The organism is Microvirga aerilata, from assembly GCF_016743775.1.
In the GTDB taxonomy this organism is placed as follows: Bacteria; Pseudomonadota; Alphaproteobacteria; order Rhizobiales; family Beijerinckiaceae; genus Microvirga; species Microvirga aerilata.
In genome coordinates this window covers 159413-181270 of record NZ_JAEQMY010000004.1, presented here as the reverse complement: position 1 = coordinate 181270, position 21858 = coordinate 159413, and the positions used below count along the sequence as shown (strand labels likewise).

Here is a 21858-nt window from a genome sequence, read left to right as displayed (position 1 = left end):
GCTGCCCGGCCTCAGCCCTGCGCCTGCGGCATTTGCGCTGCTGCGAGGATCCGCCTATTTTGCAAGCAAGATCGTAAATGCAAGGCAATCAACATGTTTCAGTTGTGGTTTGCGCGCCCGCTCTGGCAGCGGGTCGCGGTGGGCTTTGCCCTGGGCATCCTGGCGGGCGTTCTGGCCGGCGAGCAGGCGGCCGTCTGGTTCAAGCCGCTGGGCGACATCTACCTGAACCTCGTGCGAATGATCGTCATCCCGCTCGTGTTCTTCACCATCACGTCGAGCGTGGCGAGGCTGGCCGAGGCCGGCAACGTGGCGCGCCTCGGCTTGCGCACCCTGTTCTGGTTCATCGCCACATCGGCGGTTGCGGTGCTGGTGGGCATTGCCTTCGGCCACCTGATCGATCCCGGCCTCGGCCTCTCGAACCTGCCGCTCGGCGAGGTGAAGCCGCGCACCATCCCGACGCCGCTTGAGGTGCTGATCGGCATCGTGCCGACGAACCCGATCAAGGCCATGGCCGACACCAACGTGCTGCAGGTGCTGTTCTTCTCCGGCATCGTGGGGGCTGCGCTCGTGTCGCTCGGCGAAAAGACCGCGGGCATCCGCAGCCTGGTCGATCAGGGCGCGACGCTTGTGTTCCGCATCACCCGCTGGGTGCTGCAGCTTACCCCCATCGGCACCTTCGGGCTGATCGCCTGGGTGGTCGGCCGCTACGGCCTGTCCTCGCTGCTGCCGCTCAGCAAGTTCATCGCCGCCATGTATCTCGCCTGCCTGTTCCACATCGTCGTGGTCTATGGCGGCCTCCTGAAGGCACACGGGCTCAAGGTGGGCCGCTTCTTCCGCGGCGCGCTGCCGGCCATGCAGATGGCGTTCGCCACCTCGTCGAGCCTTGCCACCCTGCCCATGAGCTTGCGGGTCGCGGTCGAGAAGCTCGGCGTGCCGCAGAGCTATGCGAGCTTCGCGGTTCCGCTGGGCGCCAACGTGAAGATGGACGGCTGCGGCGCGATCTATCCGGCCATCGCGTCGATCTTCATCGCCCAGTATTTCGGGCTTGATCTCACGCTCACGCAATATGTGCTCATCGGCCTGACCGCCGTGCTCGGCTCGCTCGGCACGGCCGGCGTGCCCGGCACCTCCATCGTCATGCTGACGCTGACGCTCAGCACCGCGGGGCTGCCGCTCGAAGGCATCGGCTACATCGTCGCCATCGACCGCGTGGTCGACATGATGCGCACCATGACCAACGTCACGGGTCAGATCCTCGTGCCGGTGATCGTGGCGAAGGAGGAAGGCGTTCTCGATCGGGCCGTCTATGACGGTGTTGTCGAGACGCATACGCCTGCCCGCGAGACCGTTCTGGTCGCGGCCGAGTAAAACCCGGCCGGGCTCACGCGGCCCGACCGGTGTCTTCATGAAGCCCCAGAGCACGGGAACATACCGGACGAGGCAAATGAGGCGGGCTCCAGGCCCGCCTCAGGGTCGATGAGTGGTCGTGCGGCTCAGAACAGGAAGTCCGAGGCGCCGATCAGGGAGAGCTTCACGTTGAGCAGCGCAATGGACTGGCCGTCGGCCTTGATGATCACGTCGTCCGCCACGCCGTCGCTGTCGCCATGGCCCTTCGCGATGCTGAGCTCCTTGAAGCTCAGGCCGTTGCCGCGCAGGTCGATCCGGTCGCTGCTGTTCCTGAAGTCGACGATCTTGTCCGCGCTCCACTTGCCCTTGAAGCGGAAGGCATCCGCGCCGGAGCCGCCGGTGAGCGTGTCCTTGCCGGCGCCTCCGGTCAGCGTGTCCCTGCCGCTGTCGCCGTAAAGCCGGTCGTTGCCGCTGTCCCCTGCGAGGGCGTCGTTGCCGCTGCCGCCATGAAGCTTGTCGTGGCCGGCTCTGCCGGAGATCGTGTCGTCGCCGCCCAGGCCCTTGATCGTATTGCCTCCGGTCGTGCCGTAAAGGGCATCGGAGGCCGAGGTCGGGCCAGGGGTGGTCACCGGACCCGTTACGGGATCGATCAGATCGAGCTTCACGTTCGCGCTGCCGACCGTCACCTGCTTGGTCACGGCGGTCATTGCGCCGCCCGAAAAGGTGATCGTGTAGGTGCCGGCGCTCAAGGCGAGGCTGTAGCCGCCTGCGTCTTGCGTGGTGGCGGTATAGCGGGCGCCGGTCGAGCTGACGGCGGTCACGGTAAGGCCGCCGAGGCCTTCGCCGATGTCGTAGAAGCGGTCGCCGTCCTTGTCGTCCATGGCGACGCCGGTGAGGAACACGCTCGAGCCGGTCCGGCCGAAGTTCTGGGTGACGAAGGCGCCGTCAAAGCCCTGGTAATCGCCGGTGTTGAAGCCGATGCCGATCTCGCGGAAGCTTCCGTTGAGGATATTGGCCTTGTGGCCCGGGCTGTTCATCAGGTTGGTGTGAAGCAGCTGCACCTCGTCCCCGAGGCCCGTGGGGGCACGGGTGCTGACATAGGCGATGTTCTCGCCTGCCGTCGCTCCGGCCCCGATGAGGCTGTAGCCGGCCTTCTGCATCCGCTGGAAGGGATCCGAGCCGCCGACGCCCGTGTGGGAGAAGACGTCGGCCGAGATCATCCAGTTGCTGTGGGAATCCGCCGAGTCGTTGAGGCTGCTGTTGAAGACCAGCGGCTGCGCGCCCGCCTTCGCGCGTTCCGCGTTCACCAGTTCGAGCATGAACTGCTCGTAGACGGTCGCCTGTGACATGAAATCCCCTTTGACTTATCTGTTTTGCCCGGTGTTCCGGGCTTATTGCTTGAGCGTCTCGACTATACGCCAAATAAGAAGAAGTTGTGGCTTATGTGACACTATGTTGCATTCGCGGCCTTGCCGGAACCGTGACCCTGCATTGCAAGATCAGCGCGGGATCGGCACCATGATCTGGTTTATAGCCAGCTTGGAAACGCCGCAGTCGAGCCGGGCTTGAGCTTGGCCGCATAATGAAGAACGTCAAATGGATACGAAATCCCCCGCCATATCGGCTGCGCCCATTCGAACCACGGCGGAACGGGTGGCGGTTCCGATCCTGGCGGCCATCAGCGTTTCCCACCTTCTGAACGATCTCATCCAGTCGCTGCTGCCGGCGATCTACCCGATCCTCAAGGAAAGCTTTCACCTGGATTTCGGGCAGATCGGGCTGCTGACGCTCACGTTCCAGGTGACCGCGTCGCTGCTGCAGCCTCTCGTCGGCACCTTCACCGACCGCAGGCCGCAACCGTTCTCCCTCGTCATCGGCATGGGCTTCACCCTGATCGGCCTGCTGACGCTGTCGCAGGCGCATAGCTATCCGCTGCTGCTCCTGGGGGCCGCGCTCGTCGGCATGGGCTCCTCGGTGTTCCACCCGGAATCCTCCCGCGTCGCCCGCATGGCGTCCGGCGGACGCTACGGTCTCGCGCAATCGGTGTTCCAGGTCGGCGGCAATGCCGGCACGGCCCTGGGGCCGCTGCTGGCGGCCTTTATCGTGGTGCCGTTCGGGCAGGGCAGCATCGCCTGGTTCTCGGGCTTTGCTCTGCTCGCCATGGCGATCCTGTTCACGGTCGGGCGCTGGTATCAGGCGAAGCTCACGGAGATGCGGGCGAAGCCCCGCACCGCTGAGGTCAGGTCCCCCCTGTCGAGGAACCGCGTCATCGTCTCGATCACCATCCTGATGCTGCTGGTCTTCTCGAAGAACTTCTACATGGCAGGGCTGACGAGCTATTTCACGTTCTACCTGATGGCCAAGTTCCAGCTCTCGGAGCAGAGCGCGCTGGTCTACCTGTTCATCTTCCTGGGGGCGGTGGCGGCCGGCACGGTTCTCGGCGGTCCCGTCGGCGACAGGATCGGGCGCCGCTACGTGATCTGGATCTCGATCCTGGGCGTCCTGCCGTTCACGCTCCTCCTGCCCTATGCCAACCTGTTCTGGACGGCGGTCTTGAGCGTCATCATCGGCGTGGTTCTGGCCTCCGCCTTCTCGGCCATCCTGGTCTACGCCACGGAGCTGGTGCCGGGCCGGGTCGGCATGATCGCAGGGCTGTTCTTCGGACTGTCCTTCGGCATGGGCGGCCTGGGCGCCGCGGCCCTGGGGCAGCTTGCGGACATGACCAGCATCGAGACCGTCTACAAGGTCTGCTCGTTCCTGCCGGCCATCGGGCTCCTGGCCTATTTCCTGCCGAAAATTGAGAAGCCTCGCGCCTGAGAGGGCGCGAGGGCAGGTCTTCCTAGACGAGAGCCGCGCGTGCGGCATCCTCCAGAGCCTTCATGACCAGGCGGTATGGCCCCGGCCCATGGCTGATCCGCGCCACGCCGAGCTCCGCCAGCCTGGCGGCAGGCGGCATGCTTGCGTTGAACATCACATTCACCGGCAGGGGCGAGCCTTCGACCACGAGGCCGATCAGCCGCTCGTCGGCCAAGCCCGGCACGAACAGGCCGTCGGCGCCCGCATCCGCATAGGCGCGGCCGCGCTCGATCGCCTGCGCCACCAAGCCCTCGTCATGGCTGCTGCGGTCCGCCAGAAGGAACACATCTGTGCGGGCGTTCACGAAGGCCGGGATTCCGAGCCTGTCGGCGGCCGTCCGGGCGCCCTTGATCCGCGCCGCCTGCTCCGGGGGCTCGCGCAAGGGCCCAGCCTCGCGGAAGCTGTCCTCGATGTTGCAGCCGATGGCGCCAGCCTTCAGCGCCCGGGCGAATGTTGCGCCCACCGCCTCGGGATCGGCGCCGTAGCCGCTTTCGAGATCGATGGTGACCGGAAGATCCGTCACCGCGACGATGCGCTCCAGATTGGCGATGCAGAGGTCGAACGGCATGTGCTCGCCATCCTCGAAACCGTAGGCCGCCGCAACGGACCAGCTGCCGGTGGCCAGCGCCTTCGCGCCGCTGCCGGCCACGGCCTTGGCGCTGCCCGCATCCCAGATGTTGAACAGAACGACGGGACGGCCCGGCACATGGAGCCCCTTGAAGGTTTCGGCCTTTATCGCTTGGTCGGACATGTCTTTCCTTATCGGTTGGTTGTCGCGGCGGCTCTCCGCTCGTGTTCGAGAAGCCATTGCTTGCGCCAGAGCTTGCCGCCATAGCCGGTCAGCGAGCCATCGGCGCCGATGATGCGATGGCAGGGAACGATGACTGCCACCTGATTGGCGCCGTTTGCGCGCGCCACGGCCCGCGCCGCCTCGGGTCGGCCTATGAAACGGGCGAGCTCACCGTAACTGCGCGTTTCGCCGGGCGGCACCTGCTGCAGCGCGCTCCATACGGTTGCCTCGAAAGGCGTTCCCTTCTGGACCACAGGGATGTCGAAGGACGCCGCTCGTCCCGAGAAATATTGCCCCACCTGATGCGCAAGCGCTTCAAGCATCTTGCTCTGCCCGAAGCGGATGGGTCCCACCCGCTGCCGCAAGCGGGCGATTTCGGTGGGCAGGGCTTTGCGCTCGGCAAACTCGAGAAGATGCACGCCTTCATCGTCCGTCACGCCCAGCATGGCGCCGATAGGCGTATCGATCCATTGAGCCGCCAGAACCTGGCGCGCGTTCATCCTGACCGGCACGTCTCCGACGAGCTTCGTGATTGCATCCCGAAAGCCGCTGCTGGACTCGTAGCCGGCATCCAGTTGAGCGTCCATGACCGAGCCTCCCTGCTGCAGGGTGCTGACGGCCAGGCCCAGGCGCTGCGAACGGGCATATTGGGCGAAGGTGACGCCGTATTCCCGCTGGAAGGCGCGGCGTACCGTGGAGGCGTCGTATCCCAGAGCCTTCAGATCCTCCGCGCTCCAGCGCCTGTCGGGCTCCGCCTTGATCTTGTCCCGCAGGATTTCGAGCGCGCCGCTCGCGGGCCGCTTGGTGTCGAGGGGCTTGCAGCGCAGGCAGGCGCGGAAGCCCGCATCCTGGGCGGCGTCCTTGCAGGAGAAGAAGACGACGTTCGTGCGCTTCGGCTTCCGGGCCGGGCAGGTCAGCCGGCAGAAGATGCCGGTCGTCTTCACGCCCACATAGGCGAAGCCTTCGTAGGAGGGATCGCGGGCGATCAGGGCGGCAAAAAGGGTGTCGTCGTCGCGGAGCATCGGCATGAGGATGTTCTAGCGCAAGCCTCGCGGCCGTGTCGCCGGAAACGAGGCGTCTATTTCTGTTTTCCTGAAGAGGCTAGCCTGTTCCGTATGGAGCCCGACTGAAGTCGTGACGAGAGGAGAGACTATCTTGACGCCGGATGACTTCCGCCGCCTGGCGCTGCAACTGCCGGAGGCTGTTGAGGAGAAGCATATGGAGCATCCTGACTTTAGGGTGCGAGGAAAAGTGTTCGCAACCCTGGGCTGGCCAGACGCCACGTGGGGCGTCATCAAGCTCCCACCTGAAGAGCAGGAGTTACGAACACGGGCGGAGCCCACGGTGTTCGAGCCTGTCCCGGGAGCTTATGGTCGCCGGGGATACACCAAGGTCAGGCTTTCCACGGCGGACCAGCAAATCCTCCAGGGAGCCCTGCGAGCCGCATGGCGCGCCATCGCACCGAAGCATTTGATCGCAGAGCATGATTGAGAATACAGCTTCTACGGTTGCCCAATCGTCCCGCGGTCTGAACGAGACCGATCACTGCCAGGAGTAGTTGAAGCTCACGCTGATGCGTTCGCTCTCGGCCTCGTTGAGCGGCACCTCGTGGCGCAGCCAGCTCTCCCACAGGAGCACCGTGCCCGGCGCCGGCTTCATATAGGCGAACTGCCGGTTTTCCGGCTTCGCCTTGGCCTTGCGGGGCGGGGCCGCCATCATGAAGCCGAGGCGCGGATCCTCGAGCTTGAGGGCGCTCGCCCCCTCGGGGATCGTCACGTAATAGGTGCCGCTGATCACCGAATGGGGATGGATGTGCGAGGTGTGGATGCCGCCGGGCGGCAGGATATTGATCCACAGGCTGTCGAGCACGAGCTTGCGGCCCTGGAGGTCGAACTCCAGCTCCTTGGCGAAGGCCGCCACATGCTTGTCGAGCTCCTTCAGCAGGTCCCCGAACACCGGAACCCGCCAGGGCAGGTCGTTCAGGGACGCATAGGACGTGTAGCCCGGATAGCCGTGCTTCACGCACCAGCGCTGGCCCGCCTCGTCGTCCTCGGCGATGGACAGGCAGGCGGCTTCGAGCTCCGCGTTGCGGCCCTCGGCCTTTGTGCCGGTCAGCTCGGCGCGGTAGATCTTGGTGACGAAAAGCGTGTCGATGCTTGGCATGGCTCGGCTCTATTACGGGGGCTGGCGTCTGTCAAAACGAATGCCTCATTCAGGGCGCATACCAGCTTTCTGGCACGAAATCCTCCTCACGGGTTGCAGGATCCGAGGGGACAACACACCTTGGCTTTATGATGCACCCTTCTTCCTCCCTAGACGCTCCCGGCGATATGCTGGCCCTGGCCCGCAGCCTCGATGCGGAAAGCCTGTCGCGCGCCGTGGCCCTCCGGGACTGGCTGGTCACGGTTGCGGCCCGGATGGAGGACTCGAACGAGGTTCTGACGGGTTTTCTCGAGCGGCTGATCGATTTGGGCCTTCCCATCGACCGGGCCGTCTCGGCCATCGAGGCGCTGCATACCGAATATGCCGGTATCGGCCGATTCTGGACCCGCGAGGAGGGGACGGTCGTGCGCTACCTGCCCCATGGCGACCGCCGCGAGGCCATCTACCAGGTCAGCCCCTTCGCCCATGTCAACCGCACCCGCGAATGGCTGCTGCTCGATCTGGCGGAAACGCCCGACGATCTCTTTCCGGTCATTCCCGAACTCAAGGAGGCGGGCTACCGCCATTATCTCACGATTCCCGTGCGGTTCACCAATGGGGCGGAAAACGCGATCTCGTTTGCCACCCGCTCCCCTGAGGGTTTCGGCGAGCGCGGGCTGACGATCCTGCGCCTCGTGATGCCGTCCTTCTCTCTCGTGACCGAGCTGCGGGCCACGAGCAACCGGCTCGACGAGGTGCTGCGCATCTATGTGGGGGACGATCCGCACAAGGCCATCCTGTCCGGCGCCATCCAGCGCGGGCAGGTGACGCGCATCCGCTCGGCCATCCTGTTCGCCGACATGCGGGACTACACCCATATCTCCTCGACGCTGACCCCTGAGAGCGCCGTCGAGCTGTTGAACAACTATTTCGACTGCCTCGTGCCGCCCATCGAGGACGAGGGCGGGGAGGTTCTGAAATATCTGGGCGACGGGCTTCTCGCCATCGTCCGCGACAAGGGCGACGATACGGGCGGGGCGGCGCAATCGGCGCTCACGGCCGCGAGCCGGGCACTGCAGCGCATCGAGGCCGCCAACAACGAGGGCCGCTTTCCGGTGCCCATCAATGTGGGCTTCGCCCTGCATCACGGCGATGCGGCCTACGGCAATGTCGGGTCCGGACAAAGGCTCGATTTCACGGTGATCGGCCGCGACGTGAACCTGGCGAGCCGCATCGCGGACCTGAACAAGCGCCTTGGCGAGCCGCTTCTCATGTCGAAGCCCTTCGTCGATCATCTGTGGGGCAACCCCCTGCCGCTCGGCAGCCACGCGGTCGAGGGCTTCCAGGAGGCCATCGAGGTCTACCGGCCCTAGAGCATCGGCCGTGAAAAGTGAGCCTGCACTTTTAGAGTCACTCCGATGCTCCCTCCTTGATGAGCCCTTCGCGCCCATGCGGCGCATCGAGATCCATGACGGGGCCGAGGGGCACGACGCCCGTGGGATTGATGGTCTTGTGGCTCTCGTAGTAGTGCGCCTTGATGTGGTGCATGTTCACGGTCTCGGCGATGCCGGCGGTCTGGTAGAGATCGCGCAGGTAGCCCGACAGGTGCGGATAATCCGCAATCCGGCGCAGGTTGCATTTGAAATGGCCCACATAGACCGGGTCGAAGCGCACCAGGGTGGTGAAAAGCCTGATATCCGCCTCCGTCATCCGCTCGCCGCACAGATAGCGCCGTGAGGACAGGCGCCTGTCGAGGGTGTCCAGGGTCTCGAACAGCGGACGAACCGCCTCCTCGTAGGCGTGCTGCGTCGTGGCGAAGCCCGCCTTGTAGACCCCGTTGTTCACGGTGTCGTAGATGAGCGCATTCAGGGCGTGGATCTCCGGGCGCAGATCCTCTGGATAATAATCGCCGGGCGTTGCCTCGATGCCGTCGAAGGCGGAGTTCAGCATGCGAATGATCTCGGCGGATTCGTTGTTCACGATGGCGGCCGAGGCCTTGTCCCAGAGCACCGGAACCGTCACGCGGCCCGTATAGTCAGGCTTCGCCGCCGTGTAGACCTGGTGCAGAAAATCCGCCCCGTTGATGCTATCCGGGATGACGCCGGGACCTTCCTCGAAGGTCCAGCCTCGATCCAGCATGCGCCAATGAACGGTCGAGACGCCGATCATGGCCTCGAGCCCCTTGAGCTTGCGCATGATCAGGGCGCGATGGGCCCAGGGACAGGCGAGCGACACGTAAAGATGGTAGCGCCCGGCCTCGGCCTTGAACCCATCCTGGCCCGTCGGACCTGCGGATCCGTCGGCGGTGATCCAGCTGCGGAAGTCCGAGTCCTTGCGGACGAAGCGCCCGCCGGTGCTTTTGGTGTCGTACCACTGGTCCTGCCAGACGCCGTCGACAAGCAATCCCATCGGCTTCTCCATCTCCTGGCAGGCATCGGGTGACGAGGGGCGCTATGCCGGCACGAGCCATAACTGGATCATGGTTCCCAAAGATCTACCGTCGCTGCGGCAGCGAGGCCCGTCGAGGCAGGACAAAACCGGCTTGACGGCGATGAAGATGTATTACAGGAACACAAGGGTCCTCGGGTGATCCCGGAGGGATCTTTCCTCGACCCCGGTCAGGACAGGGCAGGGGCCTTCCGTCACGCCACGGGGTGACGATAGGGCCTCCGCAGACGACCCTTTGCCTTCCTCGGAAGGGCCTGTAGCTCAATGGTTAGAGCCGGCCGCTCATAACGGTCTGGTTGCAGGTTCGAGTCCTGCCGGGCCCACCACCTTCCTCCCATCCTGCGTCGATCCCAAGCCTTTCGGGCCAGGGAGGTTGCCGTCCCACGTGAACGATCCGCGAGTCTGAAACCATCAACCGGATCCATGTCGATTGTGATCGGGCCACGTCATCCCCATGTCAGACGGTGATGAACGACATTGCCATAGGGGCCGAAGCGCTCAGCCCGCCCATTCTCCTTACCGCTGACGGCAGGCTGCGGCAGGTGGGGGTTGAGATCGAGTTTCTCGGCCCGAATGCCCAAGCCGCCGCTCAAGCCCTTGCGGCTGACCTTGGCGGAACCTGCGAGGCTGAGGACCCGCACGCTTTCAAGATCAGCGGCACCTCCCTTGGGACCCTGTCCGTCGAGACCGACTTGCGGTATGTCCACCCCCAACGGCATCCTGAGCTCGGCCTGAGGCTCGATAGACGTGTTGCGGCGTGGCTCGGCACGGTGGTCTCGCCCTTCGTCCCGCGGGAGTTGATCACCGCCCCCATGCCCATCGCGCGGCTCCCGGAGATGGACCGGGTCGTCGCGAGCTTGCGGGCTGCGGGGGCGTTCGGCCGCGGGGCCGTGCTCTGGGACTCGCTGGGGCTCCACTTCAATGTCGATCCGCCACGCCTCGACGCCACAACGGTAACGGCCTTTCTCAAGGCTTTTCTCCTGGTCGGCGACCGCCTTCGGCAGGAGACCGCGCGCGGGAGCCTTCGGGGGGCTCTCGTCCTGCCTCCCGACTACCCGCAGGCCTACAAGCAGCGCGTGCTCGATCCGGGTTACTGGCCTGACCTGCCACTCCTGACGGATGATTATCTCGCGGCAAACCCGACCCGCAATCGAGCGCTCGATCTTCTGCCGCTTCTGACTCACTTCGATGAGGAGCGGGTGCGCTCGATGCTGCCGCACGAGAAGATCGGGTCGAGGCCCGTATTTCATTATCGGTTGCCGCAAGCGCATCTGAGCGATCCCGCCTGGACCCTCATGCTGGACTGGGAGCGCTGGCTCAGCGTGGAGCATCTGGCGGGGCATCCGGAAAGTCTTGCCGCGCGGGGCAAGGCCGCTTTGAGCCGCCTGAGCTGACGACGGCTTCCAGGCCAGCTTCCGACGGGTGCGAGGCCCATCCGTGATCGCTCTTCGGTCGCCTGGCTTTTCCCTCAGCGTTTCTCGAGCGCTCGACCGAGCCTTGGTGCGGCCTTGACAACCGGTGCGCCTTCATCCAGCCTTGAAGTTGTCAGACCAATTTCAGCAAACGCTCCCTTTTGGGAATGCAGGCGAGCGCTGGAGGCTTGGGCAGGGTGCAAGCAGGATCGGGATCTCAGGCACGCGGCGCCACGTCTGCCCGGATGTCGGGCGCGATGCGGGCCATCGCCGAGTACATCGGGCATTCGGATCTGAAGCCCGGAGACTGCTTGCCTCCGGAGCGTGAGTTGATGGCGGAGCTATCGGTCGGACGTTCCACGATTCGCGAGGTCATCCGCCACTGGCAGGCTCTTGGCGTGGTCGAGAGCCGAAGGGGCAGCGGCACCTACCTCCTGCGGCGGATCTCGCCCGAGACCATGCACCTTCCCCTTGCTGTCGACAGCGGGCGTGACGGTCTTCTCCAGATGCTGGAGGTTCGCCGCGGCTTGGAGGTCGAGGCGAGCGCGCTTGCTGCCTTGCGCGCCGGTGCCGCTGATCTGGAGCGGATCGAATCCAAGCTCCTGATCATGGAGGCCGTGCATCGCGAGAAGGGCTGCGCCGGCCCCGAGGATTTGGCTTTCCACCTTGCCATCTACGATGCGTGCGGCAACCCCATCTTCAACCAGCTTCTGTCGCAGATGCGCGAGAGCGTTCAGATCCTGTTCGGCATGTCGCGCGTGCGGGTGGATTTCGCCGCGCGCTCCTTTCCGTTTCACCGCGAGCTGTTCGAGGCGGTCGCCGCCAAGGATCCCGATGCGGCCCGCGCCAAGACACTTTCGATCCTCGCCATCGTGGAGGAGGATATCAAGGACATGATCAGATGAGTACTTCCGGCGATCCGCTGGCGCGCGCCATGGCAATCCTCGCCCATGACGGGGAGCATGCCTATGAGGCCGTCGTGCCGCCCATCGTTCAGACCTCGCTCTTCACCTTCGGTTCCTACGCCGAGATGGAGGAAACCTATCGCGGGCAGAAGGTGCGGCCCACCTATACCCGCGGCCTCAATCCCACGGTTCGCCTGTTCGAGGAGAAGATGGCCGCCCTGGAATGCGGCGAGGATGCGATCGGATTCGCCAGCGGCATGGCGGCCATCTCGTCCGCCGTCCTGGCATTCGTCCAGCCCGGCGACCGGATCGTGTGCGTGGAGCACGTCTATCCTGACGCGTACCGTCTCTTCCAGACCTATCTCAAGCGCATCAACGTGACCGTCGACTATGTGGACGGCCGCGACCTCGATGCGGTGCGGCGCGCTCTGCCCGGCGCGCGGCTCTTCTACATGGAAAGCCCGACGAGCTGGCTCATGCATGTTCATGACGTGGCGGCGCTTGCGCGGATCGCCCGCGAGAACGGCGCCCTTTCCATCATCGACAACAGCTGGGCGAGCCCGGTCTTCCAGCAGCCGCTGACCCTCGGTTGCGACCTCGTGGTGCACTCAGCCTCCAAATATATCGGCGGCCACAGCGACGTGGTGGCGGGTGTGGTCGTCGGGTCCAAGGCGCTCATCGGCGAGATCCGCTCCCGCGTCTATCCTTACCTGGGAGGCAAGCTGTCCCCCTTCGATGCGTGGCTCCTCCTGCGGGGCTTGCGCACCTTGCCGATCCGTATGAAGGCGCACGAGGCGGCGGCGCTGCACGTGGCGCGAGCGCTTGCGGACCGCCCCGACGTGGTGGCGGTTTACCATCCCGGGCTCGGCAACGGCTTGCCGGATGGGCTGCAGGGCTCATCCGGCCTGTTCTCCTTCGAGTTCGACGACAGCGTGGACATCCCGAGGTTCGCGGATGCGCTGCGGTTCTTCAAGCTCGGCGTCAGCTGGGGCGGGCATGAGAGCCTCGTGGTGCCGGCCCAGGTCGTGCGGGTGCAGGCGGCAGGCCCGAACTCCGCCATCGATTTCGGCGTCTCGGAGCGGATCGTGCGGCTCCATGTGGGCCTGGAGGGCCAGGAAGCCCTGGTCGAGGATCTCTCCCAAGCCATCAGGGAGGCGAAGATGAGTTAGACGAAGCGTCATCCACGAGCGGTCGAACATGTTCGAGTCAAAGCAAACATAGAGGGAAGACCATGATCCAACGCCTACTGCTCGCCACTGCGCTCGCCACCGCTTTCGCCGGCAGCGCATTTGCCCAAACCACATTGAAGCTCACCGAGGTCATCACCAGCCCCGAGCGCACGGAAACCCTCAAGAGCATCGTCAAAGGCTTCGAGGATGCCAACCCCGGCGTCAAAGTGGAGATCACGTCGCTGCCTTGGAGCCAGGCCTTCGAGAAATTCGCCACGATGGTCTCTGCCGGCGACACGCCGGACGTGGTCGAGATGCCGGATCGGTGGCTTTCGCTTTACGCCAACAACGGCGCCCTGGAGAGCCTCGAGCCCTACCTGAAGACCTGGCCGAATACGGCCGGCCTCAACGACAGGGCTCTGGAGGTCGGCCGCTCCGTCAAGAACACCGCCTACACGATTCCCTACGGCTTCTATCTCCGGGCCATGTTCTACAACAAGAAGCTCTTCGAGCAGGCCGGCGTGAAGGAGCCGCCGAAGACGCTGGCGGAGTTCGAGGAGGTCTCGAAGAAGGTCTCGGCCATTCCCGGCAAGTACGGATACTGCCTGCGCGGCGGCCCGGGCGGCCTGAACGGCTGGGTGATGTTCGGCGCCACGATGGCCGGCGACAACACCTTCTTCAAGCAGGACGGGACCTCCACCTTCGCCGATGAAGGCTGGGTGAAGGGGCTTGCCTATCTGACCGATCTCTACAGGAAGGGCTATGCGCCGAAGGACAGCGTCAACTGGGGCTTCAACGAGATCGTCGCAGGCTTCTACTCCAGCACCTGCGCCATGCTCGATCAGGACCCCGATGCCCTGATCGCCATTGCCGAGCGCATGAAGCCCGAGGAATACGGCGTGGCGCCGTTCCCGAAGGGCCCTGACGGCAAGGCTTTCCCGACCCTGGGCTATGCCGGATGGTCGATGTTCGCCAGCAGCAAGAACAAGGACCTGTCCTGGAAGCTGCTTGCCGCGCTTGCCGGCCCCGAGGGCAACATCGCCTGGAACAAGAAGACGGGCGCTCTGCCGATCTACAAGTCTGCCGAGAACGATCCGTTCTATGCCGGCCCGCAGTTCAAGGGATGGTTCGAGGAGCTGGCCGACAAGAACGTCGTGCCGACCATCATGCCGACCTACCTGCAGGAATTCGCCTTCTTCGCCGACTCGCTGGCGGTCAAGACGAGCCAGCAGGCGCTCCTCGGGCAACTCGCCCCGAAGGACATGGCCACGCAATGGGCCGACTACATGACCAAGGCGCAGAAGAAGCACCTCGCTTCGGCCAAGTAGGATGAACACCGGCGCGGCTCGACGAGCCGCGCCGCTTCTCGGTTCGTAACGCTTAGGAGCGCCGCATGTCCACGATGCCCTTGTACGAGGAGGCTGCACCACGCAGGCCCGCGCCCCTGCGCAGGCTGGCGCTCGGGCTGGAGCCGTACCTGTACATCGCTCCATCCGTGATCCTGATCGCGACCATCATGCTGGTGCCGCTGATCGTCGGATTGTCATACGCCTTTCGCGACATGCAGCTGATCAACCCCTTCAGCGGCGGCTTCATCGGCCTGGAGCATTTCCGGGCCCTGTGGACGGATGCGGCGTTCTGGCTTTCCATGAAGAACACCCTCGTCTGGACCTTTGCATCCGTCGCGCTGCAATTCGCCTTCGGTCTCGTGCTGGCGCTTCTCCTCAACAGCCCCTTTCCAGGACGCGGCATCGTTCAGGCCCTGGTCTTTCTGCCCTGGGCCGTGCCGACCTTTCTGTCGGGCCTGAACTGGGCCTGGCTCTTCAATCCGGTGGTCGGTCCCCTGCCGCACTGGATGGCGGCTCTTGGAATACTGCCCGCCCCGGAAAACATCCTGTCGGATCCGAGCGTTGCGATCTGGGGACCGATCATCGCCAATGTGTGGTGGGGCATTCCGTTCTTCGCCATCACGCTCCTGGCGGCTCTTCAGTCGATTCCCCAAGACATCTATGAGGCCGCATCCATCGACGGCGCAGGCGCGTGGCGGCGCTTCACCGACATCACGCTTCCCTTCCTGGCGCCCACCATTGCCATTGCGGTGCTGCTGCGGACCGTGTGGATCGCAAACTTCGCCGACCTGATCATCGTCATGACCAATGGCGGACCCGCCGATCAGACGCAGATCGTGTCGAGCTACATCTTCACCCAGGCCTTCAGGCGGCTCGATTTCGGATATGCATCCGCGATTGCGATGGTTCTTCTCGTCCTGCTGCTGGCCTATTCCTTCGTCATCATTCTGCTGCGGCAGTCCCTGCTGAGACGATGAGGAGAGCATCATGACATCCTCTGCCCGCAGCACTTCGCACTGGCTCTTGCATTACGGGCTTCTCGCCTTCTACGTGGCGTTCGCGTTGTTCCCGCTGTACTGGCTGCTCAAGGTCTCGGTGACGCCCAACGATCTTCTCTACAGCGAGGGCATCCGGCTCTGGCCGTCGCGCTCGTCCCTGGCGCATTACACCTTCGTGCTCGCCCACAGCGACTTTCCGCTCTTCTTCAAGAACAGCGTGATCGTTTCAGGCAGCACCGCGGTGCTGGTGACGCTGATCGCGGCCTTGTCCGGCTACGCCATGTCGCGCTTCGATTTCCGCGGCAAGATGTGGCTGGTCGGGCTGATGCTCATCACGCAGATGTTCCCGCTCGTCATGCTCGTGGCGCCGATCTTCAAGCTGTTCTCGCCGCTTGGACTCACCAACAGCCTGACAGGTCTCGTCATCGTCTACACGGCCTTCAACGTGCCCTTCGCGACATTCCTGATGCAGTCCTTCTTCGACGGCATCCCGAAGGACCTGGAAGAGGCTGCCATGATCGACGGCGCATCGCGCTTTCGCGCCTTCAGGCAGATCATTCTGCCGCTCACCCTGCCGGGCGTTGCCGCAACCCTCGGCTTCGTGTTCACGGCCGCCTGGAGCGAGCTGCTCTTCGCCCTGATGCTTGTATCGAAGGCCGATGCCAGCACCTTCCCCGTGGGGCTGCTCGGTTTCGTGTCGAAGTTCTCGGTGGATTTCGGGCAGATGATGGCAGCCGGCGTGCTGGCCCTGATCCCCGCCTGCCTCTTCTTCCTTCTCATTCAACGGTATCTCGTCCAGGGCCTCACGGCCGGCGCGGTCAAAGGCTGAAGGTTCGCAACATGGCTTCCATCGATATCCAAGGCGTCCGCAAATCCTACGGGACCGTGCCCGTCCTTCATAACGTCGACCTGTCGATTCAGGACGGGGAGTTCGTGGTGCTGGTCGGGCCGTCGGGATGCGGCAAGTCCACGCTCCTGCGCATGGTCGCGGGGCTGGAGGGCATTACAAGCGGCGCGATCCGCATCGGCGAGCGGGTGGTGAACGAGCTCGCGCCCAAGGACCGGGACATCGCCATGGTGTTCCAGTCCTATGCCCTTTATCCCCACATGACCGTCCGGGACAACATGAACTACAGCCTCAGGCTGCGCCGGACGCCGGCCGAGCGCATGGCCCATGTCGTTTCCGCCGCCGCTTCCAAGCTCGGACTCGACACGTTTCTCGACCGCAAGCCCCGCACCCTCTCGGGCGGACAGCGCCAGCGCGTGGCCATGGGGCGCTCGATCGTGCGGCAGCCGCAGGCGTTCCTGTTCGACGAGCCCCTGTCCAACCTCGATGCCCGCCTTCGCGAGCAGATGCGCGTCGAGATCAAGAAGCTGCACCGCGACCTCGGCACGACCTCGATCTATGTCACGCACGATCAGGTGGAGGCCATGACCCTGGCAGACCGCATCGTGGCCATGAACGGCGGCGTCGTTCAGCAGGTAGGAACTCCGCTCGATCTTTATGAGCGCCCCACCAACCTTTTCGTGGCCGGCTTCATCGGCTCGCCTGCCATCAACATCATCAACGCCGTCTTGCGCCATGATGGAGAGCAGCGGCTGATCGCGCTCGAGTCGGGAGAGCGGATTCCTGCGCCTCCTCGTGTCGGTGGTCACGATGGGCAAGCCGTGAAGGTAGGCATCCGCCCCGAGGATGTTCAGATTTCCGCCCAGGCCGAGGGAGACTTTGCCGGCCATGTCGAATTGGTCGAGCCCATGGGCCTGGGAACGATCGTTCACCTTGGGACGGCGCATCATGCCTTGAAGGCGTTCGTAGTGGAGCGCGTCAACTATCCGGTCGGAACGAACATCGCCTACAGGCTGCCTGCCTCCAAGCTTCACATCTTCGATGCCAAGACCGGCCAGAGGCTTCCGGAGTAGGGGCTCGCGTCTCCTGCGCAGCAGGGCCGTGTTGCCGACATCGAGGTGACGTCGGCAACCGTTGCGTCATTGGCTAGGTCGCTGCCTTCTTGACGAAACGATCGTCGAAGGTTGCTGCGAGATCGACCTTGGCATCCCTCAATTCCGGATCGAGCTGCTTGAGCATGTCCATGACGCTCGCCATGCCGTCCGGCGGCACGATGCCGGTGCGGGAGTAGCTCTCCAACGAGTTCTGCACCGCCTTCAGGTAGAGCGCCTTGTCGCCGAGGTGGTATTCCGGCGGCACGGTATCCGCGACCTCTTCCGGCTTGGCCGTCTGAAGCCACCGGAGCGATTTCATGAAGGCATTGACGAGGTGCTGGGTCGTCACCGGGTTGGCGTCGATGAAGTCCTTTTTGGAATAGAGCGTTGCGGCCGGGTTCGAGCCGCCGAAGAGCGCCCGTGTGCCGGCTTCCGTGCGTGTATCGATGAGGACCACGATGTCTCCATCCGATTCCAGCTTGGCGATGACCGGGTCGAGATGCGAGATCACGTCGATTTCGCCCTTCTGCATGGCGGCCACGCCGCTGGCGCCCGATCCGACGCCGATGATCGCGGCGTCCGCAGGCTTCAGGCCCGCCTTCACCATGGCGTATTGCGCCGTGAGCGCGGTCGACGAGCCTGGGGCCGTTACGCCGATCTTGATGCCTTTGAAGTCGGCCGCGGATTTGATCTGCCCGGCCTTGTCCTTCTTGACCGCAATCACAATGGCCGGAAAGCGTCCGAGCTCGGTGATGGCGCGAATGTCCTGGCCCTTGGCCTGCATGCGGATCGTATGCTCGTAGGCGCCGGTCACGACATCGACCGAACCGCCGATGAGCGCCTGAAGCGACTTGGCGCCGCCCCCGAAATCGTTGATCTCGACCTCGAGCCCTTCCTCCTTGAAGAAGCCTTTCCGCTCCGCAATGGTCAGGGGCAGGTAGTAAAGCAGCGGCTTGCCGCCCACTCCCAGGGTGACCTTGCTTTTCTCGGGCTTCGACTGTGCAAAGGCGCCCGGGCCGATGCCCGCGGCCAAGGCAGCCGCGCCCGTTCCGATGAGAAATGTACGGCGTTCCATCCTAGTCTCCCTGCTTGAATGCAGTTTGTCGCAGGGAGAGGATTGCCTAACCTTGCCCGTTTGTCGATGGGCTTGGATGCCAGACCAGGAGGCGCCGTTCGATGAACGTCACCACCGCATCGATGAGGATCACGAAGATGGACAGGATGGCCATGCCGGCGAAAACACCGGTCACGTCGAAGACGCTTTCCGCCTCGTGGATCTTGTAGCCAAGGCCCGCCGAGGAGCCGAGATATTCCCCGACGACCGCGCCCACGAGGGCAAAGCCCACGGAGGTGTGCAGGGACGAGAACATCCAGGTCAGCGCCGCCGGCCAATAAACGTGCCGCAGGAGCTGGCGCTCGTTCATGCCGAGCATCCTCGCATTGGCCAGCACCACAGGGCTCACCTCGCGCACGCCCTGGTACACGTTGAAGAACACGATGAAGAAGACCAGCGTGAACCCAAGCGCAACCTTCGACCAGATCCCCAGGCCGAACCACAGGGCAAAGATAGGCGCGAGCACCACGCGCGGCAGCGCGTTCGCCGCCTTGATGTAGGGGTCGAAAACGGCGGCGAGCAGCGCGCGCCGGGCGAACAGGAACCCGAATAGAATGCCGCCTCCGGCCCCGAACGCGAAGGCGAGGATCGTCTCCAGAAGCGTGATCCCGAGATGCCGCCAGATCTCGCCGGAGGCAAATTCCTTCCAAACCCGCGCGAGCACGTCCAGGGGTGTCGAGAAGAAGAACTGCGTTTGTCGGGTGGGCGCGAGAATGGGGTAGGCGGTCAGGACATGCCAGAGCAGCAGGAAGGCGATGCCGACTGCCAGCTGAAGCAGGATCAACTTCATGCGGTTCATGGGGCGGCTCCCTCTTCCTGTGCATAAGCCTTCTGCACCTCCGCGCGGAGGCTCGCCCAGATCTCCTTGTAGATCTGATGGAACGACGGGTCGAGCCGAACCTCGGCAATGTCGCGCGGGCGCGGCAGCGTGACCGGGAACTCCCCGATGATGCGTGCGGCCGGGCCGGCGGACATGACCACGACCCGATCGGCGAGGGCGATCGCCTCTTCCAGATCGTGCGTGACGAAGAGCACGGCCTTGCGATTGGCGGCCCAGAGATCGAGGAGCAGATTGCCCATGATCTGCCGGGTCTGCGCGTCGAGCGGGCCGAACGGCTCGTCCATCAGCAGGATCTCGGGGTCGCGGATCAGCATCTGGGCCAGGGCGACCCGTTTTCTCTGCCCGCCTGAAAGCATGTGCGGGTAGCGGTCGACGAAAGCCGATAGGCCAACCCGGCGCAGCCAGTCACGGGCCCTGTCCCGAGCCTCCGCAGGCCCGACACCCTTGGGCTCGAGGGCGACGCTCACGTTTTGAAGCGCCGTCTTCCATGGCATCAGCGCGTCCTGCTGGAAGAGATAGCCTGCCCGGCCGTTGAGGCCGGACAGCGGCGTGCCGAAGATCTCCACGTGGCCTTCGGAGGGCTTGAGCAGCCCTGCCGATGCATTGAGCAGGGTTGACTTGCCGCAGCCGGTCGGCCCGACGATGGCGATGAACTCCCCGGGTTTTGCGGCAAGATCGATGGATTTGACCGCCGTATAACCAGCCTCCTTCGCGCCGAAGGTGATGGCGATATTACGGAGCAAAACGGCAGGGGCAATAGGTGGTGCGAGCATGAGGATCGGCGGTTCCCGCGCCTGTCAGCGACGCTTGTGGCTATCCTAAGGGCTTGCACCCGGATGACAAGGCCTGCCAAGCCTGCTGGACTGGGAGCACCCGCGGTATGAGCCCACAGGCGCACATCCGCCCCGTCGTCAATGATCCAAGAATGAGCGGTTTCGATCATCCGTGTAGATGTCGTGCGGCTCCTTCTCGAGCCGGCCCGCAAGGTAGAGCACGCTTGCGACGCTGCCGGTTCTGGTCTCGGGCAGGATCTGCCGGGAAACAAAGGGAAACACGCTGCGGATCGTAGCATCGATGCTGCGGCTGAACCTGTCCTCGAACGTGGGCGACGTGATGATGTTCATGATCACCTGACCTTCCGGGGCCACAGCCTGCCGGACGGCTTCGAATGCCTCCCGCGTGACCAGGTCCGGCGGCAGGTTGATCCGGTTGGTGAAAGCATCGAGCACGACAACATCATAGGTCTGGGTGTTGCGCCGCAGGAATGCGCGGGCCGATTCAGGCACGAAGGTCTTGTTCGATGACAAAGGCTGGCGCAGGAAGTGCTCCTCGCTCACCTCCCGCAGGGCGGGGTCGATGTCGACATAGGTGTAGGCATGGAAGCGATCTTCCAGGCCGATGGTGAACCCTCCGGCCCCGATCACCAGGATGCGGCGAGGCCGATCCGTCTCGAGCCGCCTGAGAACTTCCCTGTCGATGAACTTCAGGTAGGCGAAGCGGTGCTCCGGATGGGCGGCTACCTTGGAAGACGGGCTGTTGTTGATGACCAGCAGGCGGCTGTTCTGCGCCGGGTTCTCGACGACCCGGACCTCGCTGTAAAGATTGTTGCTGACGATGCCGTAGGCTCTGACCGCTGCGGGGCTGTTGATGGCAACGATGTAGGCACCAAGCGCACCCGCCGTGAGAACCAGCCTGTTGCGCCCCTCCATCCGCCAGCCGATGAGGGCGGCGAGCACGACCAGAAGGCCCAGGGTGAGCGCCACCGTGATGTGGACGCCGAAGAAGGTCATGAACACAAGGGTCGACACCACCGAGCCCAGGAACGACCCGAGGGTGGACAGGAACAGCATCAGCCCCGTGGATCGGGGCAGGTTCGCGCCGGTGGAGCAGTAGGCGACCAGCGGGATGGTCTGGCCCAGGAGGTAGACCGGATAGACCAGGAACAGGGAGGTATGAGCGGCAGCCTGGACCAGGCGATGCGTGAGACCAAGGCCGTCGAGGATCTGGAAGAAGGCGGCCAGGAAGGGATGGGACAGCCCGAAGCTGAGGATCAGGGCCGCAATCAGAAGGTTTCGGGTGAGCTGCCGGCGTACGCCCGCCTCATCGCCAGGGACGAAACTGGCCCGGCCGCCAGCCTCGTACCCGAGCGCCAAAGGAAGCAGTACGGCCGCAATGACGATGGCGACGGTGTCGGTGGCATTGCCCACATAAGGGGTGAGCTGACGGATGGCGAGAAGTTCCACCGCCAGAACGGCGTAGCCTTCTATGGCAATCGCCCCTAGCAACAACGGGGAGGAGAACATGAGCAGTTACCGCCTTTGGCCGCTGGGTAGCATGCAGGATGCCCGGCTGACGATCTCATATAGGGGAGACAGGCGTTGGCGGGAGGGAAAGGTCAGCTTCTCCGTTTCGCCAAAGCGGCGCCTGCGCCTATCAGGCAGCCTATGGACGGGGATTGGAGGAAGCATCGGGACAAGCCCTGTCGCCGAGGCTCCGGAACGATGAGGATTGCTGTGACATTGCCTCGATGCCTCCATCGATCTGTT

20 protein-coding genes and 1 tRNA gene are annotated in these 21858 nt (G+C 64.2%); 12 read left to right on the top strand and 9 right to left on the bottom strand.

Annotated features, from left to right (window positions below):
* The first annotated feature begins 93 nt into the window (after positions 1-93).
* Positions 94-1368, top strand: coding sequence for a dicarboxylate/amino acid:cation symporter (locus JKG68_RS04740; protein ID WP_202056321.1), 1275 nt, complete (start codon positions 94-96; stop codon positions 1366-1368).
* Between the two features lie 125 nt (positions 1369-1493).
* Here JKG68_RS04740 and JKG68_RS34190 read toward each other — a convergent pair whose 3' ends face one another.
* Complete coding sequence (locus JKG68_RS34190; RefSeq protein WP_202056319.1) at positions 1494-2696, bottom strand: CAP domain-containing protein; 1203 nt, start codon at positions 2694-2696, stop codon at positions 1494-1496.
* 247 nt (positions 2697-2943) lie between these two features.
* On the opposite strand from JKG68_RS34190, the gene JKG68_RS04730 reads away from it, so the two are divergent.
* Positions 2944-4164, top strand: a complete 1221-nt coding sequence (locus tag JKG68_RS04730) for an MFS transporter (protein WP_202056318.1) — start codon at positions 2944-2946, stop codon at positions 4162-4164.
* 22 nt (positions 4165-4186) lie between these two features.
* Here JKG68_RS04730 and JKG68_RS04725 read toward each other — a convergent pair whose 3' ends face one another.
* Both JKG68_RS04725 and JKG68_RS04720 read right to left on the bottom strand, forming a co-directional pair.
* Positions 4187-4954, bottom strand: a complete 768-nt coding sequence (locus JKG68_RS04725) for an isocitrate lyase/PEP mutase family protein (RefSeq protein ID WP_202056316.1) — start codon at positions 4952-4954, stop codon at positions 4187-4189.
* Between the two features lie 8 nt (positions 4955-4962).
* Positions 4963-6015: a bifunctional transcriptional activator/DNA repair enzyme AdaA gene (locus JKG68_RS04720; RefSeq protein WP_202056363.1), complete on the bottom strand. Its 1053-nt coding sequence runs from the start codon at positions 6013-6015 to the stop codon at positions 4963-4965.
* Between the two features lie 133 nt (positions 6016-6148).
* On the opposite strand from JKG68_RS04720, the gene JKG68_RS04715 reads away from it, so the two are divergent.
* Complete coding sequence (locus JKG68_RS04715) at positions 6149-6484, top strand: MmcQ/YjbR family DNA-binding protein (RefSeq protein WP_202056315.1); 336 nt, start codon at positions 6149-6151, stop codon at positions 6482-6484.
* Positions 6485-6535: 51 nt separating this feature from the next.
* On the opposite strand, the gene JKG68_RS04710 is transcribed toward JKG68_RS04715, so the two are convergent.
* Complete coding sequence (locus JKG68_RS04710) at positions 6536-7156, bottom strand: TIGR02466 family protein (RefSeq protein ID WP_202056314.1); 621 nt, start codon at positions 7154-7156, stop codon at positions 6536-6538.
* Between the two features lie 128 nt (positions 7157-7284).
* Here JKG68_RS04710 and JKG68_RS04705 point away from each other — a divergent pair, with 128 nt between their 5' ends.
* Complete coding sequence (locus JKG68_RS04705; protein ID WP_376773111.1) at positions 7285-8508, top strand: adenylate/guanylate cyclase domain-containing protein; 1224 nt, start codon at positions 7285-7287, stop codon at positions 8506-8508.
* 37 nt (positions 8509-8545) lie between these two features.
* Here JKG68_RS04705 and JKG68_RS04700 read toward each other — a convergent pair whose 3' ends face one another.
* Positions 8546-9544: a glutathione S-transferase family protein gene (locus tag JKG68_RS04700; RefSeq protein WP_202056312.1), complete on the bottom strand. Its 999-nt coding sequence runs from the start codon at positions 9542-9544 to the stop codon at positions 8546-8548.
* Between the two features lie 289 nt (positions 9545-9833).
* On the opposite strand from JKG68_RS04700, the gene JKG68_RS04695 reads away from it, so the two are divergent.
* From JKG68_RS04695 to JKG68_RS04660, 8 genes are all read left to right on the top strand, one after another.
* Positions 9834-9909 (top strand) — tRNA-Ile (locus JKG68_RS04695).
* A 141-nt stretch (positions 9910-10050) separates the two neighbouring features.
* Positions 10051-10977 (top strand): amidoligase family protein, encoded by a 927-nt coding sequence (locus JKG68_RS04690; protein WP_202056311.1) that lies wholly within the window; start codon positions 10051-10053, stop codon positions 10975-10977.
* Positions 10978-11240: 263 nt separating this feature from the next.
* Positions 11241-11900, top strand: a complete 660-nt coding sequence (locus JKG68_RS04685) for a FadR/GntR family transcriptional regulator (protein WP_246515096.1) — start codon at positions 11241-11243, stop codon at positions 11898-11900.
* On the top strand, positions 11897-13069 hold the full coding sequence (locus tag JKG68_RS04680; RefSeq protein WP_202056306.1) for a PLP-dependent transferase: 1173 nt from the start codon (positions 11897-11899) through the stop codon (positions 13067-13069). The genes JKG68_RS04685 and JKG68_RS04680 overlap by 4 nt, the downstream gene beginning before the upstream one ends.
* Positions 13070-13131: 62 nt before the next feature.
* Positions 13132-14397 carry an ABC transporter substrate-binding protein gene (locus tag JKG68_RS04675; RefSeq protein ID WP_210346216.1) on the top strand — a complete coding sequence of 422 codons (1266 nt, stop codon included), beginning with the start codon at positions 13132-13134 and terminating at the stop codon, positions 14395-14397.
* 65 nt (positions 14398-14462) lie between these two features.
* Positions 14463-15395 carry a carbohydrate ABC transporter permease gene (locus JKG68_RS04670; protein WP_202056303.1) on the top strand — a complete coding sequence of 311 codons (933 nt, stop codon included), beginning with the start codon at positions 14463-14465 and terminating at the stop codon, positions 15393-15395.
* Positions 15396-15405: 10 nt separating this feature from the next.
* Positions 15406-16245, top strand: a complete 840-nt coding sequence (locus JKG68_RS04665) for a carbohydrate ABC transporter permease (protein WP_202056301.1) — start codon at positions 15406-15408, stop codon at positions 16243-16245.
* A gap of 11 nt (positions 16246-16256) precedes the next feature.
* A complete protein-coding gene (locus JKG68_RS04660; protein ID WP_202056299.1) occupies positions 16257-17336 on the top strand; it encodes an ABC transporter ATP-binding protein in 1080 nt (359 codons plus the stop codon).
* Positions 17337-17409: 73 nt separating this feature from the next.
* Here the strand turns inward: JKG68_RS04660 and JKG68_RS04655 are convergent, their stop codons facing one another.
* From JKG68_RS04655 to JKG68_RS04640, 4 genes are all read right to left on the bottom strand, one after another.
* Positions 17410-18432, bottom strand: coding sequence for an ABC transporter substrate-binding protein (locus JKG68_RS04655; protein WP_202056297.1), 1023 nt, complete (start codon positions 18430-18432; stop codon positions 17410-17412).
* 46 nt (positions 18433-18478) lie between these two features.
* Positions 18479-19270, bottom strand: a complete 792-nt coding sequence (locus tag JKG68_RS04650) for an ABC transporter permease (protein WP_202056292.1) — start codon at positions 19268-19270, stop codon at positions 18479-18481.
* Entirely contained in the window at positions 19267-20085 is an 819-nt protein-coding gene (locus JKG68_RS04645; RefSeq protein WP_202056291.1) for an ABC transporter ATP-binding protein, read from the bottom strand. Before JKG68_RS04645 ends, JKG68_RS04650 begins: the two co-directional genes overlap by 4 nt.
* 138 nt (positions 20086-20223) lie before the next feature.
* A complete protein-coding gene (locus JKG68_RS04640; RefSeq protein ID WP_202056290.1) occupies positions 20224-21615 on the bottom strand; it encodes a fused MFS/spermidine synthase in 1392 nt (463 codons plus the stop codon).
* Positions 21616-21858: the final 243 nt, after the last annotated feature.

Excerpts from the sequence above, each read along its gene's own strand:
- JKG68_RS04730 (WP_202056318.1), top strand. The coding sequence starts at position 2,944 with ATGGATACGAAATCCCCCGCCATATCGGCTGCGCCCATTCGAACCACG.
- JKG68_RS04705 (WP_376773111.1), top strand. The coding sequence starts at position 7,285 with ATGATGCACCCTTCTTCCTCCCTAGACGCTCCCGGCGATATGCTGGCC.
- JKG68_RS34190 (WP_202056319.1), bottom strand. The coding sequence starts at position 2,696 with ATGTCACAGGCGACCGTCTACGAGCAGTTCATGCTCGAACTGGTGAAC.
- JKG68_RS04690 (WP_202056311.1), top strand. The coding sequence starts at position 10,051 with ATGAACGACATTGCCATAGGGGCCGAAGCGCTCAGCCCGCCCATTCTC.
- JKG68_RS04740 (WP_202056321.1), top strand. The coding sequence starts at position 94 with ATGTTTCAGTTGTGGTTTGCGCGCCCGCTCTGGCAGCGGGTCGCGGTG.
- JKG68_RS04660 (WP_202056299.1), top strand. The coding sequence starts at position 16,257 with ATGGCTTCCATCGATATCCAAGGCGTCCGCAAATCCTACGGGACCGTG.
- JKG68_RS04650 (WP_202056292.1), bottom strand. The coding sequence starts at position 19,270 with ATGAACCGCATGAAGTTGATCCTGCTTCAGCTGGCAGTCGGCATCGCC.
- JKG68_RS04655 (WP_202056297.1), bottom strand. The coding sequence starts at position 18,432 with ATGGAACGCCGTACATTTCTCATCGGAACGGGCGCGGCTGCCTTGGCC.
- JKG68_RS04700 (WP_202056312.1), bottom strand. The coding sequence starts at position 9,544 with ATGGGATTGCTTGTCGACGGCGTCTGGCAGGACCAGTGGTACGACACC.
- JKG68_RS04725 (WP_202056316.1), bottom strand. The coding sequence starts at position 4,954 with ATGTCCGACCAAGCGATAAAGGCCGAAACCTTCAAGGGGCTCCATGTG.
- JKG68_RS04720 (WP_202056363.1), bottom strand. The coding sequence starts at position 6,015 with ATGCTCCGCGACGACGACACCCTTTTTGCCGCCCTGATCGCCCGCGAT.
- JKG68_RS04665 (WP_202056301.1), top strand. The coding sequence starts at position 15,406 with ATGACATCCTCTGCCCGCAGCACTTCGCACTGGCTCTTGCATTACGGG.
- JKG68_RS04645 (WP_202056291.1), bottom strand. The coding sequence starts at position 20,085 with ATGCTCGCACCACCTATTGCCCCTGCCGTTTTGCTCCGTAATATCGCC.
- JKG68_RS04670 (WP_202056303.1), top strand. The coding sequence starts at position 14,463 with ATGTCCACGATGCCCTTGTACGAGGAGGCTGCACCACGCAGGCCCGCG.
- JKG68_RS04685 (WP_246515096.1), top strand. The coding sequence starts at position 11,241 with ATGTCGGGCGCGATGCGGGCCATCGCCGAGTACATCGGGCATTCGGAT.
- JKG68_RS04675 (WP_210346216.1), top strand. The coding sequence starts at position 13,132 with ATGATCCAACGCCTACTGCTCGCCACTGCGCTCGCCACCGCTTTCGCC.
- JKG68_RS04640 (WP_202056290.1), bottom strand. The coding sequence starts at position 21,615 with ATGTTCTCCTCCCCGTTGTTGCTAGGGGCGATTGCCATAGAAGGCTAC.
- JKG68_RS04680 (WP_202056306.1), top strand. The coding sequence starts at position 11,897 with ATGAGTACTTCCGGCGATCCGCTGGCGCGCGCCATGGCAATCCTCGCC.
- JKG68_RS04710 (WP_202056314.1), bottom strand. The coding sequence starts at position 7,156 with ATGCCAAGCATCGACACGCTTTTCGTCACCAAGATCTACCGCGCCGAG.